At 41.9% G+C, this 16,964-nt stretch carries 9 protein-coding genes; 4 read left to right on the top strand and 5 right to left on the bottom strand.

The genetic code is table 11. From position 1 onward, the window contains the following. Nucleotides 1–304 precede the first annotated feature (304 nt). The gene (locus D8S93_RS16120; protein WP_152814243.1) at nucleotides 305–1,285 is read right to left on the bottom strand and encodes a GlxA family transcriptional regulator; all 981 of its coding nucleotides are present in this window, start codon (nucleotides 1,283–1,285) and stop codon (nucleotides 305–307) included. 46 nt (nucleotides 1,286–1,331) lie between these two features. After that, the gene (locus tag D8S93_RS16115; RefSeq protein WP_193621626.1) at nucleotides 1,332–4,367 is read right to left on the bottom strand and encodes a M6 family metalloprotease domain-containing protein; all 3,036 of its coding nucleotides are present in this window, start codon (nucleotides 4,365–4,367) and stop codon (nucleotides 1,332–1,334) included. 265 nt (nucleotides 4,368–4,632) lie between these two features. Here D8S93_RS16115 and D8S93_RS16110 point away from each other — a divergent pair, with 265 nt between their 5' ends. Then, nucleotides 4,633–6,873 (top strand): M9 family metallopeptidase, encoded by a 2,241-nt coding sequence (locus D8S93_RS16110; protein WP_152814257.1) that lies wholly within the window; start codon nucleotides 4,633–4,635, stop codon nucleotides 6,871–6,873. Nucleotides 6,874–7,052: 179 nt separating this feature from the next. Then, on the top strand, nucleotides 7,053–7,790 hold the full coding sequence (locus tag D8S93_RS16105) for an EAL domain-containing protein (RefSeq protein WP_152814240.1): 738 nt from the start codon (nucleotides 7,053–7,055) through the stop codon (nucleotides 7,788–7,790). A gap of 457 nt (nucleotides 7,791–8,247) precedes the next feature. Here the strand turns inward: D8S93_RS16105 and D8S93_RS16100 are convergent, their stop codons facing one another. Beyond that, a complete protein-coding gene (locus D8S93_RS16100; protein WP_152814238.1) occupies nucleotides 8,248–10,998 on the bottom strand; it encodes a hypothetical protein in 2,751 nt (916 codons plus the stop codon). A gap of 10 nt (nucleotides 10,999–11,008) precedes the next feature. After that, complete coding sequence (locus D8S93_RS16095) at nucleotides 11,009–11,443, bottom strand: type III secretion system chaperone (protein ID WP_152814236.1); 435 nt, start codon at nucleotides 11,441–11,443, stop codon at nucleotides 11,009–11,011. Between the two features lie 807 nt (nucleotides 11,444–12,250). On the opposite strand from D8S93_RS16095, the gene ylqF reads away from it, so the two are divergent. Further along, entirely contained in the window at nucleotides 12,251–13,195 is a 945-nt protein-coding gene (gene ylqF / locus D8S93_RS16090) for a ribosome biogenesis GTPase YlqF (protein ID WP_005376521.1), read from the top strand. Nucleotides 13,196–13,534: 339 nt separating this feature from the next. Then, the gene (gene cqsA, locus D8S93_RS16085) at nucleotides 13,535–14,716 is read left to right on the top strand and encodes an alpha-hydroxyketone-type quorum-sensing autoinducer synthase (RefSeq protein WP_109169900.1); all 1,182 of its coding nucleotides are present in this window, start codon (nucleotides 13,535–13,537) and stop codon (nucleotides 14,714–14,716) included. A gap of 102 nt (nucleotides 14,717–14,818) precedes the next feature. Here the strand turns inward: cqsA and D8S93_RS16080 are convergent, their stop codons facing one another. Further along, on the bottom strand, nucleotides 14,819–16,864 hold the full coding sequence (locus D8S93_RS16080) for a response regulator (protein ID WP_074190596.1): 2,046 nt from the start codon (nucleotides 16,862–16,864) through the stop codon (nucleotides 14,819–14,821). Between the last annotated feature and the right edge of the window lie 100 nt (nucleotides 16,865–16,964).

The following is a 16,964-nucleotide window of genomic DNA, read 5'->3' as shown; positions in this document are numbered from 1 at the left end:
GTCTTAATCACCCCCTTTATAAGGTCTAAATCCCCCTTTTATTTTAAGTAATCACTTAATAATATTCATATTGTTTTATTTCATAACAAACTATATACATTATATGAACGACAATATTATTAATAGAAATTAAGTAATTATAAGAATACGTATATATAAGTATAAGTTACCGTTATTAATAATTAATTCAAGACTAACTCATTTATACTCGAACGAAAATATGGATTTAAAACGAATGTAAATATGACTATTCAATTAATAATGTTGTATAGATCATAATTCTGGCCATGAGATATGCTTATCATTAAGCTTTAAGTTGGTTTCTTTTACGATATTCAAGTGGAGAACAATCATTTTCTCGTTTGAATATCTGCCTGAAAAACTGTGTATCAACATAACCAGATCGACTTGCCACTTCATCAATTGACAATTTTGTTGACCTCAACAGTTCTTTTGCAAAAGATAAACGCCCTAACTGAATAAACTTTAACGGACTGATGGATGTCGCCTCTTTAAATCGGCGTTTTAACTGCCGTTCTGATAAGCAAGCTTCATTCGCTAAATCACTGATAGAAACGATGTCTAGATCCGTGGTGAGAATCCATTTTTGGATTTTTAGAATCAGCTCATCTCTGTGTTGCATGTACCGGAAAACATCACAGTATGAATGAGAGTTTCCACTGCTCTCTATTGTACTTAAAAACTGGTTACCAAGGTTTCGAGTGTGCTTTCCAAAATACTCTTCTACTATTTCCAGCATCACACTTGAGTGAGAGTAAGGTCCAGACGAAAGATAGACGTTTCCGTCAATGAGTGCTTTCTGCTCAGTCATGAGCATTATCTCAGGGAACAGTTCGCCAAAGAGGTGGGCGAAGTAAGAATGCATTACAGCTTTGTTTTGCTGCAAAAGACCGGCTTTCGCGACGACAAAAATACCAGTGTCAATTGCAACTATTTTGCTGCCTTTTAGGTGTAACTCTCTGATCCAATCGAACAATGCAGGATCGATCTTATCTAACGATTCTAAAGGATCGCCAATAGAGCCAATGATTAATATGTTTGTAAAATCAAATGATTGCCATTGTGCGGTAGGTTGAACGCTGATTCCCCCTCGACCAATTAACGGCCGATTGTTTGCCGTAACGACGTGTGTCATGAAACCTTGGAACTCTGCAAATTCAGCTGCTGTTTCCAAGATCTCTAATGAGCTTATTATTGATGCAAAATACCTCCCTGTCGGAGCAAGCGCTACGACACGGAGGTTTTTCTTATTGGTTTCCTTCAATCTTCATTCATCCTGCGAATACAAGGCGATGAATTATAATATTTTTCTACCAAATATCATTTCTTATTACGAATATATACAAATTATTAACCTTTGTTCTTAGACTAATCAGGATCATACACAGAATGACCCACAGCCCCATAGAGCCACCTTCTTCACTCTTGCCAGGATCATTTTCCACAACAACTTCTTGCTTAACAACCATAGCAACGTTCTTAGTAATAATTGCACCATCATTGTCGTTTACCGTCACTTCAAACGTCAGCTTTTCACTTTTCTCACTCACTTTTGGTAACGTCACTTCTACACTTATCGTGTCCGTGGTGGCAAACTGGGCTTTAGTCCCAGAAACTTGACGCCATTTGAATGAATGATTGGTTGAATCAACGTCTTTTAAGCCAAGTACAGATAGTGTGACTTTTTCATTTGATAGGCCTTCTTTACGACTCGCTTCGATAGAAAAGATCGGCTCATCATTAACCGCTTCGACCGAAATTACAGCCATAGCTGTATTAGATTCACGTCCGTTCTCTTTAACAATAGAAAACTCAAACTGGTCATTACCAAAGTAGTTTTCCTTGCTTTGGTAGGTATTTCCATCAATCTTGCCGTGCATCGGCGGCTTTTTAATGACGATGGTGTCCCCTTTCTCTAGTCCTTGTTGCTGACGTAAGTTAAGTTCCAGTGGCGTATCTTCTAGCGCTTTGTATTGAAGACTATTGGCGATGATTACTGGAGAATTGATCGTGATGACCACCTCACCTTCTGCTGTCGTCCCAAAATCGTCAGACACTTGATACTTCATTACTGCTCGTTGTTCTGGAATGTCCGAAACAGGAACAGAATAGTGGATTTTTTGTCCTGAGATTTCAGCGCTACCAATCGAAGGCTTTGATGTGATCTTGTCTAGCTTCAGTGTGCTATTCGCATCTGATGAGTGGTCATTCGCCAGTACATCAATCGTAATACTTTCACCGCTTAATACGGTGACGGAATCCGTTTCAACCGTAATACTAGGTTTCGCCTGAGGTTTTTCTAACAACGCAGCAAAAGGATAGTTACGGCCACGCCCTTCGCTTAATCCGCTCGTCTTGTACGAACTGGCATTTCCATAGAACTGCTTCTTTTTCTCTCCGTTAGACAAATAAGCGTCCAAGAATGAATAGCTGTATTCTGGCTTAGCGTTTTCTAGCTCAATGACCAACAACTGCTCACCTTCATCGATATCAAATGGCGATGCAAACATAACTCGACCACCAAACGTAGGAATCACCCCCGATGACACTTCAACTTGAGTGTCAACGTTAATAGCAGCATTCCCCCAACGGTTTGTAGTCAGGTCATATTTAAACATGCGATAACGCATCTCGGAGTTTGGTAGGATTGGCTTAGCAAATAAGTAGAAACCAACCAAAGATTGGTAACCGTCGTTGTTTTCTAACCCAAACCCTATCGTATTGTTGCGGCTGTCTTCATACACGTACGTTCTTGAAAGTGACGTTATCCAAGCCGATTTATTCGTCGATGAAGGAATAGATGCTCGTAACGTGCCGCTTTGATCTGTACTGGCGATATCATTAATCGAGATATTGGTTTCCCGGCCACCGGTGATGAGTTTTAAAGAAGGAGTTGTATCGTCCGAAATAGTGACCACATTGCTTGAGCCCGGGAACACATCACCTTGATCTGACCAACCACGAGTTTGTAGTTCATCCAGACCGTCCGCTTGGAATACCTGAACTTGCATTGGCCCTGTGTCATTGAAACGGTTGTCGATACTTACGGCCGTGATCAAAAGACCTTCACCTGACAACGCACGGTCGTATTCCGTTTTTCTTCTGTTTTCGAAGTAAGCTCTTGGACCTTGCTGTTTCAAATACGGATCGAGATACACCACACCCTCGCCTTGACGAGTCTCGATCGTGCTAGAACCAGACGCTTCAATCACTTTCGGCTTGATGAAACCAGCAGCTTCCTTACTCCATGCCAACATATTGACCGGCGTTTCCCCTGCATACGTATCACCTTGTTTACTTGCCCAGCTTCCGCCACCCATTAATCCCCATTGGCCAACAGAGCCGGAATGTTTGTAGGAGTACAAATCAGGTAGACCAAGCATCAAGTGTCCAAGTTCATGGGCAATCACGCCCATCGTAGATTGATGGTCACCTTGGAAGTCAGCAAACAAGCAGTAATCTCGAATGGTCTTTCCATCGATCTCAATCGCATTATGACTATAACGATGAGGCCAAATGTACGGCGTATTTACTGAACCGGCAGATTTGTCATACCCCGCAAATACAAACATCACAGACAATTCGTCAGGCGTGATTTTGCCGTCGTTATTCAAATCGTAAGTAGACAAGTCCACATAACGGTCTAACTTGTCGTAAGCGGCTTTAAAGGCTTCATTTAACTTACTGTCACAAGTCGCATCATTTTTTGAGTGGCAGTCCGGGTGAGCGATATCCAACGTAAGATCGATGACACCATCGTTCGCCGTACCTTCCGTTTCTTTCGCAGGCTCTACGATGTAACGTCCGTAACTATTCTTACTGAAGTAGTCTTTTACACTTTGCTGATTATCACCAAAAATCACATTGGTGAAGTCATTCACAAAGTCTTGGTTGTTAAAGCTCACCTGAACAACGAGCAAAGGTTGGTGCGTGGGCTCATTTGTTGCGTTTAGTGCTCGAATGGGAGTTTGCTCAAGATATGGCTCATTCATTGGATAAACGTGCTCAGAAGGCAATAAAGAAGACGTCGGGGTGACGCGTTCTTTTAACAGCTCTCTGACTGCTTGTGGCATTTCTAATTTGGCTTCAACCCCAAGAGAAGTGACGACAAAACGCCCATCAACAATTTCATGATTACCATAAAACCATCCTGTCTCTTCATCGTAGACATAAATAATGCCTTCTCTATCTTGATACCAGAAAGATTCTTGATCGCCATAAAGTTTTAATTCTTTCTTTGAACCATCATTTAACTGAAATTGATGCCAAGTTGGCGCAGGCAGCGTATTGGCATGAGCAAAGGAAACCATCAAAGTGCTGATGATTGGAAAATATATTTTTTTCATATACCCGTCGACTAAAATAAAAACCAAGCGTTATGTATATCAAAATCAATTTTTCCTTCCCAATTAACATTTCTACTGAATTTATAAATAATAGTTATTTGTTCAATATCACATAAAAATAGGTGTGTTGAGCATAATACATTTTTATCTAGCCATTAAATTCTATTATTTAACTATGCATCAGTAAAAATATATATTTGACGCCCATTTCAAATACAATACTAATTCTATGAAAAATATTAAAACTGCATGTCTTCTATTATCCATGCTTGGTGTTTTAACTGGATGTGGTGGTGATGATTCTTCCGGTGGAGTCAAGACTGTTCCCGTCGCTGGCGTAGATTCTGGCGACAAAAACGATGATAACGCTGACGTAGATTCAACTGTAGATGACGATACAGATACAGATACAGATACAGATACAGATACAGATGATGACAGTACCGTCGATGATGATTCCACGAAAGACGACGATACCACTGACGATGACACCGTGGTAGATCACGAAACTGAGCTTTTCCCACACAAAGGAAAATGTACTGTTGAAGATTTTACGGTTGACCGAGTCAATATCGCATCAAGAGTCGCAAACAGTGACTACGAGTGCATGAGAACGTGGTTTTCTCCATCGTTAGAGCAAGCAGACGTCGTCTTCAGTACCATGAGCGTGAGTCGAATTACTGGCGGATTAAAAAAGGCAATTGAAGCTTATAAAGGAACAAAAGAGCAAGCTCAGCAAATATACTATTTAGGTGAGTTCATTAAGGCAGCTTACAAAAACCGACACGATTCCTTTGCTAAAAAGTTGCAACCTTTCCCATCCGAATTAAGCGTAAATATTGCCAATACCATTCAACAATTTTTGCGCTCACCACACGCTCTAACTGACGGTCGCGAACAGCAAGAAGCGCTCGCATCCATGTTGATTGTTGTTGATAGTATTCGACAACTCGCCATCGCCGCACCCGATGTTTTCGCTATTCTTGATAGCTTTTCAGCGGATAAAAGCGACAGCTATTACTACCGTAAAGCCATCAACAATATCTTTGTCGCTATGGCTGGGCACTCACAAACCAAAGCGTTTTACGATGTGATTGAATCTGACTCAAGTTATATCCATCGTTTGAGTAGTTTTATTACCAACAACGAATGGGCGATAGGTACGGATTCTGAACAACTACTTGGCAATGCCGCGCGAGAGCTCGCTAGGCTGGTAAAAACTGAAGATGCAGAGACCAGAAAAGTCGTTGTCGACACTTTAGATTCTTTGTTAAAGCGCTACCCGCTAGGCGGTAAGTCAGACAGAATTTGGGTTGGCATCGCCGAAATGGTTGACGCTTATGCATCAGATTATCTTGAGCAGCTAGGGCTAAGTAACTCAAAATCTGTATTAAAGCAGCGAATAATGACATTCAGTTATGATTGTCGCGGACCCGCGCGAATTCTTGCTCAAGAGATGACAGAAGCTCAAGCAATAACAAGCTGCGAAACATTAAACCTCAAAGAAGATGACTTCCACCAAACTGTTAATACCGGATATCAGCCTGTCGCTGATGATCATAGCGATAGTGTCGATGTTATTGTTTTTAAAACCAAAAGTGACTACTCAACCTACTCCAGCTTCCTTTTTGATAACACAACCAACAACGGCGGACAGTTCCTTGAGCGAGACCCATCAAAACAAGGAAATGTACCTCGATTCGTCGCTTATCAAAACGGATGGGACGACGACTTTTCGATTCTAAACTTAGAGCACGAATATGTGCATTATTTAGACGGTCGATTCAACCAATACGGTGACTTCCATGACACAATGCGCGAAGGCAATATTGTGTGGTGGTTGGAAGGTTTTGCTGAATACATGTACTACAAAGAGGGCTACAATGCTGCTCTAGTACTTGGCAAAGAAAAGACGCACACATTGGCAGACGTGTTCAGTACGAACTACAGCGACGGTTTAAACCGTGTGTACCGCTGGGGCTACTTAGCTGTGCGCTTCATGATAGAGAAACACCCTGAAAACGTTACTGAACTGTTAGGTTACTCGCGTACCGGCCAATACAAAGAGTGGGTAAAACTGCTTGAACGATTAGGTCCTGCTTACAATACCGAGTTTCATTCGTGGCTGGATGAGGTGACGAAAGACATTGACGATTCGGATATTTCTCAGCCAAAACCGAAAGAGAAGCCTAAGAAAATCGAACTCAATACCAGTATCCAAGTAAGCGGTAAAAAGTTCTCTGAAACGCTCTTCTTTGTCGATGTTTCAGAAAGTTATAATCAACTGGAAGTGTCTATCTCCGGCACTGGTGATGCCGATCTATACGCTTGTTACGACAAAGTATGCCACTACTTCGAGTACGAATGGTCGAACTACACCCATGGTAGTAACGAAACGATTTCAATCCCAAAAAATGAAGACGGGTCGATCAAAATGGGACAATACTATTTCAGTATCAGTGGTCGTGATGAATTCGACGTAGCACTGTCTGTTGTTGCGAAATAAATTTCTATCATCGTTCATTAGGCACCTGTTTTCACGATGGTGCTTAATGAACATTAAATATTATTTATAGAGGTATTATAATTCTTAATTTCCTGACGTAATAACTTTAGATATAGAATATGAAACGATGTTTAAGTGTGAGTCAAACATAGTAATAGTAAACGGATAAAGTGGATAATATGAAAAGGAATATGCCTTACCTACCTAGCTTCAAATTGACTGACTTTGATATAAAAACGTTAGTACAACCTATCCTCTGTCCTAGAAGCCAAGAAATTCAATATTACGAAACTTTGTCTAAGATAAGCACTTTTGATAAGAGTAACATAAACAACGATGTATTCTTTTCCATTATAGACAACACGTTTATTCAAACTCTCGCTTTACAACAAATTCGATTTTCTCTTGAAAAATACCCTCACCAACTACACTCTTTTAATATTAAACTCTCTTGCTTAGCTGACGAAGATTTTGTCCGTGAGCTTTTAAGCTTCAATGGTGCTAAGTTTGCTCTTGAGATAAGCGAGCTTGATTGTTATACCGAATCAAAAGAAATACGCGAAAACTTATCAGTGTTACAAGCGAACAATATCGAGATTTGGCTGGATGACTATCACCGTAACAACAAGCTGGCTAACATGTCACTTGGCAACATACTTTGGGATCGTATCAAGATTGACAAAAGCTTTCTAAAACACGCCGACCAAGAGTCTATACAAGCACTAGAGTACTTCTTAGCCCCTTTCTGCTTACACGGATTGATCTTCGAGGGTGCTGAGTACATCGAGCATCATAAGATGTTAAAGACAAGCCACTCATTAACTCAAGGTTACTATTACTTTAGACCGTCCCCAATAAATTCTCTCGACTCAAAACCGCGCGCTTCCGCCTCCGGAAAGCTCTCGTATGTAAGATAGACAAAGAGCCCAAAACTTTCAATATAGAGGTCGCACAGGAATCAAACCTTGCATAAACACTGAACTTAAAACGTCTGAACAATGCAACCAACTGATAAATAAAAGCTTAACACTAGATATAATGACTAAAAAACGTGTTTATGAGTAGCTAAAGATAGCTAGGAAAATTTAGAGCTGATGATTTAAAGCAAGCTCTGTAAAATTGTTGATATTTAGACTTTAAAGCTTGCCTAATCACATTCTAAAAGTAGCTCTAATACTCTCCCATTTACCTTACAACTATCCGAACAGGTAGTAAGAATAATGAAACCACTCTCCTTCCAGAGTGTGCCTTATATAAAGACCAAACTGGTTATGTACTTCTTAATTAAAAATAAAGAACTAGAAAACTTTGCCAAAGTAGGACCCTCTTGTCTCTATCGATAGGGCCCTTTTAATTTTTATACAATAAATTAGATTAGCGCTTTTTTGAGTATAGGCGGGATACGGCTTCATCTTTATAGGCGTGATGTTGCCCAGCAAGCACCTTACTGAAACTGTCTAATGCGTTATTGAATGTTGCCTCGGACTTATCTTCAGCCCATTCGCCAATTTTAGAGAGCAGATCGGATTTGAGTGTTTTCATATCCTTCGAGTCTTCAGCCATCTTGGCGAGCTCTTTTGCCGCATTGCTAGAAGGCTCAATCAGTTTATTGAATACCTTCTCCAAACCTTTTTGGTGATTATCGCAATAACGTTGCCAAAGCTGTGGCTCTTGCCCCACTGACCAGCCGTTAAACTTGGTTTGTAAGTAGGTTAACGTGTCATCACCTAACCACTCAGATAAATGCGTATTAGAAGAAACACTCACACCACCACCAAACTTAACAGCACCTGCAGTCACGGAACCTTTGCCACCTAGTGAGCTGGATTCCGTCGCGCGAATGTATTGAATATGGAATTTATTGTCTTCCCCTTTCACCATGTTTAACTCAAGTTGAGCACCGAGTCCAAGTGCACCTTCCAGCCCTAAAGTCGCGTCACTTGGCAACTGAGCTTCGATGGAGTTTCTCGAAAGAAACTGACTAAGCGCCTCCCCTAAAACCGCACGAGCAAAGGTTTTCTTCTCACCTTGTGCTCCCTCTTTTGATGACGGCTCACCTAGCGGGACATTGGCAGTGAAGGCGATATTAAGGTATTCACCATCATTATCGGGGTTGATGTCACCTACAATATTGTTGTATTTGACGACCATTCCAATGTCTTTGCTCACACCCGGAACTTGCACAGATACATTACCACTCAGTTGTACGTTGGTGCTTTGCGCCCCCGACACTAGCGTTAGCTGTTTTTCAATGTCTCGCTTTTGGTCAAGGTTCATCTGAGGGTTACTATAAGCACGGTCGATCTCGGTAAGGAATTGGCAAAAACCTGCTTCGTCTTTATTAAGATAAGGCACCTCTCCCTCAGAGAAGCTCGCCAAGTAAGCTTGGGTTAACGCGACATGACTACAGATCACCGCGCGTAAATACTCTCCTCGACCAACAGCACCGCGGTCACTTTCCATACCATGCTTAATAACGCCCATTTGCTTATCCGCATCGCGGCTTTTACTCGAATCCTTCTGGTTAACGAGGATTGAATAGCTCTCGTACTCTTTGTACAAAGTGGTAATGACGTCTTTGATCTCAGCACGCTTTGCTTTCAAGACATCAGCATTGAGTTCGCCGGTTTTGGGGTTTTGAGCCGTTGGATCTGCTTTTACCTTTTGGGCAAGGTCACTGACCTCCAACGCCGTTTCTTTCATCCACTCTAAACCTTGTGAACCGCTTAGAGTCTGGCGACTGCCAAGAAATTCAGCGTCTTTTGCATATCCTTCAAACGGTACTGAAACAGTAAAATAGTCCGGATTACGAGCCATAAGTCGGACAGGTTGCTGACGCAGTTGTTGGAGCAAATCGGTATGCTTAGTGAAGTAAGTCTCGGTTATCGACGCAGAGCCACCACCGCTGATTTTAGAAAGATCTTTTATCCCTACACCAGCACCGCCAGAAAGACTTCCAGCAAAGGTTTCTGCTTTCACCGGAGCATCGTACTTTCTGCCTTTTACTTCTATTTTGTCGCCTTGTCCTAAGATCCCTTGCTGACGTAAGTCTTGCTGTAGTTTGTGGTTGTTTGCGACAACACTTTCAAGTAATCGGTCAGCTTTACGAGCTTGATGGATACCGCCTAAATTGGTCAATTTCTTAACACCACTTCCTGCAAGCATCGCGATCATATCATTGGCATGATAATCCACAAACGACTTAAGATTCGGGAAGCTTTGTGCTGCGCCCAGCCCCAAATTACCACCAACATGAACGTCTACAGGTACTTCGCCTCCACCCGCTGAGGCATTAACACCAAGAGAGAAGTTATGCTTCGCGCGAATTTTTGTGTCATCACCACCAAACACTTTGAAGTCGTATTTGAGCTCAACGGTTACCGATGCAGCCTCAAGATTAAACAGACCAAGCGCAGGACCTATCTCAAAAGAGGTCGATACGGCTGACTCCGTGCCGCCTTTAGTTAATCCACTGAACTGCTCGGTTAATTGCTGTTTGAATTGATCACGTAGCTGCTCTAGCCCTCCGCTGCGTAACTGTTCTGCTAGTCCGGCAATTCGAGTGTGCTCTGGAGACCCATTTTCCAAGTTTTCGCATATCTTTGCCAGCGCTTGATAAGCATTACTGTAATTTTCTGCGGTCTTGTCGCTCTTTAGTGTGGACACCGCATCACGGGCAATATTGACACTTTCAGATACAGGAAGACGATCCAGCGCTTTAAGTAATAGCGAACTATCGCCAGTTTTAAATACGTTACCAAGCGCCGCGTTGGCAAACAGTTGTAGATTGCTAGAAGAAGAACCTAGATACGTTTCTAAATGTCCTGCCGCAGCAAGCACCTTTCCAAACTCTCGGTTTGATAAGGTATCGCTCTTTTCTTTTAGATAAGGCGTTTCCAATAAAGCCGTTTGGACAGACTGGGGAAAATTAGTGAAGATTTCCCGTTGATTTTGGCTAAACAAGGCTTCAACGCGGTGCGCAGATGATAAGCTAGCATTGCCACTTAGCTGTGGATTGCTCGCTACATTTAGCGCCAACGGACTGTTGGTGTTAGCACCTTCCACTTCCTGTACAGAATTAGTATGAAGAGAACGATCAACGAAAGACGTATTCACTGAAGTCATGGCATCACTCCTAAACAAATAAAGAACTGCGAGGAGAAGAGAAGCCACTCATATCCTGCGCATCAACTGTCGCTGGCTCCGCCTCTAATAACTTTTGCTGCCAGTAGCTAGCTGCATCGACAAACCCGGAAAGAAGTTCAGAAAAACGAAGTTTGTCTTGGTGGCTCACAGACATCGCGAGCAAAACACGCTTCTCATCGAGCAATGAGAGCGTTGCACCATTGGTTGAATTCCAGAGACAGTTCCCTTCAAGAAGCCCCCGCATTTGCCTTTCTTCTATCAGCTCTCCAACCAAGGCATAAATAACAAGTTCATTTACGCGAAGTTCGAAATTGACTATCATTTTAGGCTCTTCAAACATTACCGATGTTAATGAGAATTCGTCGAAAGAGACTGGCTGACCTACTGTGTCACCGAGCACTTTCTCCCACTGCGTTTTTTCCATAACAACTCCAAACTTTTCCGAGAGAGGTTCTGACGCCACGGTTAACAAAATACAGTTTGTTATTATGGCCTCGCTTTTAGCTCATGTTAAAACTCTCAGAAAAAGGGCGTTATCAGTAACAGACTTTTTTTTATCAGTACTCGGCGAAATTTTTTAGGCGTTAAGTTTAGAGCTCTATTTTCTCTTCGATATTTTTTAAATCGGCTTACACTAGTATTTAAGATAACTTACTACTTTATTAATCCTTTATAATAAATATATTTACAGTATGATTACCTTGCCCAAAAAGCATTCCTATAGGAATTTATAATATAAGATATAAAAATGTTATTTATGATGGTCATTTATAAACAACATCAAGCTAACCCACCTAAAACATCAAAAATTAAGAAATTAATAGTCACTTCAAATTGAATCGATATTAGGAGTTCCCTTCGTTAATATGGATACATGATAACGATAGAGTACATATAACTTTATAGGTATTCGGAATAATTCGTTCTACAACTGTGAAATAATTACACTTGATGCATTTAAGTTTTCATCATGATATAAACATGCCTATTTTTTACGCTCACAACACCAATTACTCTGAACTTCAATAGTGCATTTACGCATCATTTTTCGTTGTTAGCAATAGAACTAGAAAGGTTGGCTTAGTAGTTATCAACATTTTAGTACCCAAAATAAAATGTTAAGATGGTCACATCAGTGCTGTTGTAGCTACAAGTGAAGAATAAAATACATTTGGTACCCCACTTGATGCCACACCAGCTTAGCCATAAAAACTAAAGGTATATTTTTCAAATGGTTAATAACTCAATCCAGTGGTTTCCTGGCCACATGCACAAAGCACGCAAAGAGATCGAAGAAGCAATCCCACAAGTGGATGTGATCATCGAAGTACTGGATGCTCGTATTCCTTTCAGTAGTGAAAACCCTTTGATTTCTCAAATCCGTGGTGACAAGCCGGTCGTTAAAGTCTTGAACAAGCGTGATTTGGCCGATCCTGAGTTAACTCAATTATGGATTGAGCACTTGGAGCAAGAGCAACACGTAAAAGCAATGGCGATCACGACGTCAGAACCGCAAGAAGTGCATCGAATCATGGAGCTTTGCCGTAAACTTGCCCCACACCGTGAAGAGATCGGTAAAAACATTCGTACCATGATCATGGGCATCCCAAACGTTGGGAAATCGACAATCATCAATACTCTAGCTGGTCGAACGATCGCGGTGACTGGTAACCAGCCCGCGGTAACACGTCGTCAGCAGCGCATCAACCTGCAAAATGGCATCGTTTTATCCGATACTCCAGGGATTCTGTGGCCAAAAGTGGAAAACCCACACAGTGGCTTCCGTTTAGCTGCTACAGGCGCTGTAAAAGATACTGCGATGGAATACGACGAGGTTGCGTTTTACACCATTGAGTACCTAGCAGCCCACTATGCAGACAAGCTTAAAGAGCGTTACCAAATCGAAGAGCTTCCTGAATCAGATATCGAGATCATGGAAGAGATTGGTCGCCGTCGTGGTGCACTACGCGCAGGTGGACGTGTGGACTTGCACAAAGTATCCGAGATTTTGTTGCACGAACTTCGCCAAGGCACACTAGGCCAAATTACACTAGAGCGCCCAGAAATGATCACTCAAGAGCTGATTGAAGTCGAGATTGAAACCGCTCGTAAAGAAGAAGAAAAAGCGAAGCGTAAAGAAGAGCGCCGCAAGCGCTATCTACGTAATAAGCGATAAACTGATATTATCTTTTCCCAATCATATTTTAAGGCGCGATTTTCGCGCCTTTTTTGTTATTTAATGCGCCCATTTTTCACTTTTCAAACTTTATATTCCTCATACAAAATCCAGACATGAAGCACGAAAAAAGCACCGCAAAATCGCCGTATAAACTTTAAGCACAAACTAGTTTAGACCCCGGGCCCCTATAGAGTTACAGCCACCATCCAACCCTCAAATGTCGAGTTTGCAAGGGTCTGCAAACTTATGCAACCTGGTTAGTGACACTCTCCCCAAAATCCGCAATATGAATAAGTGTCAGCGCTGGCGTTTTTCCATATGAAGAAGAGATTTATTATGAGTGAAACTATACAAAGCAAACCACTTCCTTCCTTTATTGAGGAACGCCTAGATTTTCATATTCAAGATCTAATTGAACCGAACGAGAACAAGAAACACCTTGTTCTTGGTAAACGTCCACCATGTAATGCCGTTGTTATGCAAAGCAATGATTACCTGGCACTGTCTCATAACAAGGAGATTCAAAACGCGCATCGTGATGCGATTTCTCAACACGATGACAACGTCGTGATGTCCGCGATTTTCTTGCAAGATGATGAATCAAAACCTGCATTTGAAACTCAACTAGCCAGTTTTGTCGGCATGCCTAGCTGTCTGCTTTCTCAATCAGGATGGGCTGCGAATGTCGGTTTATTACAGACTATTTGTGCACCGAACATACCTGTGTATATCGACTTCTTTGCGCATATGTCTTTATGGGAAGGTGCACGTATCGCAGGAGCACAAATTCATCCGTTCATGCATAACAACACCAACCACTTGCGAAAACAGATTTCACGCCATGGTTCGGGGATTATTGTTGTGGATTCGGTTTACAGCACTATCGGAACCATTGCTCCTCTACGTGATATCTACGAAATAGCACAGGAGTTTGACTGCGGCTTAGTCGTGGATGAATCGCACTCGTTAGGTACGCACGGTCCGCAAGGCGCGGGGCTACTGCAAGAGCTGGAGTTGACTCATATGGTGGATTTTGTAACCGTAAGTCTTGCAAAGACATTTGCTTATCGTGCTGGCGCGATTTTAGGGGCAGAAAAGCTGGCGAAGACGCTTCCATTTGTCGCGTATCCTGCCATTTTCAGTTCTACCGTGTTACCGCAAGAGATCATTCGGTTAGAAAAAACACTGGACGTCATAAAAAAAGCCGATGACAAACGGGAGATTTTGTTTAAAAGAGCGAAGTCTCTAGCCGTTGGTTTAAAACGTATTGGGTTTACTATTCGCAGTGAGTCGCAAATTATCGCGCTAGAATGTGGCAACGAAAGAAACACTGAGCGAGTTCGCGACTTTTTAGAAGAAAGAGATGTCTTTGGCGCAGTTTTCTGTCGCCCTGCAACAGGAAGAAACAAGAACATCATTCGTTTTTCTGTCAATGCGGACATGACTGCCGCCGAAGTCGATCACGTTCTTTCCGCCTGCCAAGAAGCGTTTGTTCATCCCGATCTAGAGTTTGTATAAGCTAGAGTGTAGGTAAAAATAAAGAGCTCAGCCGTTTGCTGAGCTCTTTATCCGTATTCGCGTGATGATCAACTCGTCTCGAGATAACACAGTTGCGAGTGATTAAATCCAGTTTGCGATTTTGTCGAATAAGCGATTTTTATCCGCTGGTTTCACGATAAAGTCAGACATGCCAGAAGAGCCTATTTTGTCCAGCGTAACAGGTGAGCTATCCCCAGTATGCGCAATAATAGGTACCGACGCATAGTTTTTATCCGAGCTTCGAATTCGCCTTGAAGCTTCTACACCATCCATGATGGGCATCTCGATATCCATAAGAATGAGGTCAACGTTCTCTTGCTCTAATGTATCCAGTGCTTGCTGCCCGTCTTCTTTCTGAATAACTTCAAAGCCCTGCTTTTCGAGTAACATCGCGGTAAACTTTCGCAAAGATTCGTTATCATCCACGACCATAATTGTCCGCTTATTTGACGTATCCAAAGCCACTGAGGCCGTTGGTGTCGACACATAGCTTGAATCATACAAGAGACGGTCAATGGTTGGCTTAGTATTCAATAACCAGGCTTGAGTCTCGACCCAAATAGGCTCATATGCCGCTTTGCATGCTCTCTGTGTCGGGTGATGCTCAAAAAGATAAACGATACGAGCTTCCGTGAAGGACAAAAGAGATTCTAATCTATCTAATTGGTTTGCTCTTGCGTCCAAGCTCTCAAGGTCGATAAAAATTAGGTCGAATTCGAACTCATACTCTTTCTTTTTGAGCACTTGATTAACATCTAAGATCGTTGATTCAAAACCCATAAAACGGCTAATGTCCGTCACTTTCGACACAAGAATATCTTGATTGGTCACCGTTAGGATGGTTTTGAGTTTGGTCAAATCGTTTTTAATTTCAGTCACGATATCAGATGTGATCGGCGGGAAAGTTAACGTGAACTGAGACCACTCACCTAGCTGAGACTGGCATTCAATGTTACCTCCAAAAGAACGCATCACTTTTTTACAAAATGGCAAACCCAAACCATAGCTGCCTGACTTACCAGTTGTGTAAAAGTCCTGAAATATATTACGTAGGACATCAGGAGCAATACCAGCACCATTATCGGTTACAACGATTTGGTTTGAGTGCTCCGTGCTCGTCATGGACACATGTATGTGGAAATCTTCAGATGTGCGATGATGGAAGGCGTTCTTGAAAAGGTTATACATAACGTATTTGAGTAAGGTATCGCTACCAAGAAAATCAAACTCACTTCTCGCATCTAGGGATATAGCAAAGCGATCCGTCGCACGCTTATAACTAAAGCTTTCAATCGCTTTTTCAACCACTGAGTGAGCAGAATGCTTTTGAAAACTGGATCGCGAGACACGGTTTTCGTCTATCGATGTCAGAAGTAAATCTATCGTCTCGTTGCCCGACTGGATGATGTTCATCGCATCCTCACTAACTTCACGCAGCAGGGTGACATCCTCTCCGCTCATTAGATATTGGTCTTTCTCTGCTTCTTTTTTATTGGGTAAGACTGATTGGATAACATCGATTGACGTGCAAAGGCCACTTAAAGGGTTACGCATTTCATGCGCAATTCCGGCCCCGAATGACTTAGCCAACGACACCTTCGCTTCGTGCTCCACTTGGTTCCGAAAATAGAATAAATTGCCAAATACATAAATAAAGAGAAAGATTGGCACATGCGTCCAGTCCATTGTTAAATCGAGATGAAACCCTTTCGCCACCCAAGCAAAGAACGTCGCTAAACCTATTCCGGCAAAAGTTTGAGCGAACATAACTCTTGTGACATGAACCAATAGAATGTGCAAGAAAATCGCGGACATAAAGGACATGACCCAAACATTGGACCAGTCATTCATCAGTAACATATAGAAAAAGAAAAACGGTAAGCAGATCGTTATCGTCACTTGGTAGTAAATATGGATATATTTTCGCCACGTTGACGACAGGCGATTTCTAAAAATGATGCCAAAGAACAATAGTGAACAAAACAATCTGAGCGGCAAGTTTTCATAAGCCTGTGGGAAAACAAAATCCCAAACAAAGTAGTACAGCGGAAAGCCAAGAAACCCCATCCAACCAACGAGAGTCAGGTTGGGTTCTGCATATTGATAAACCTTACGTATCGAGTCCATATTATCTATTTTGCCTACTCCGCCTGACGTCCCAATAGTGTGATTTGCATTCATTCTTATCGTTTTATTATTAAGTAATTATATATTACTTAACGCTTAT

Origin of the sequence: Vibrio sp. VGrn 2 (assembly GCF_009361695.1) — a bacterium.
GTDB lineage: Bacteria > Pseudomonadota > Gammaproteobacteria > Enterobacterales > Vibrionaceae > Vibrio > Vibrio diabolicus.
This window is presented reverse-complemented; position numbering and strand designations above follow the sequence as displayed.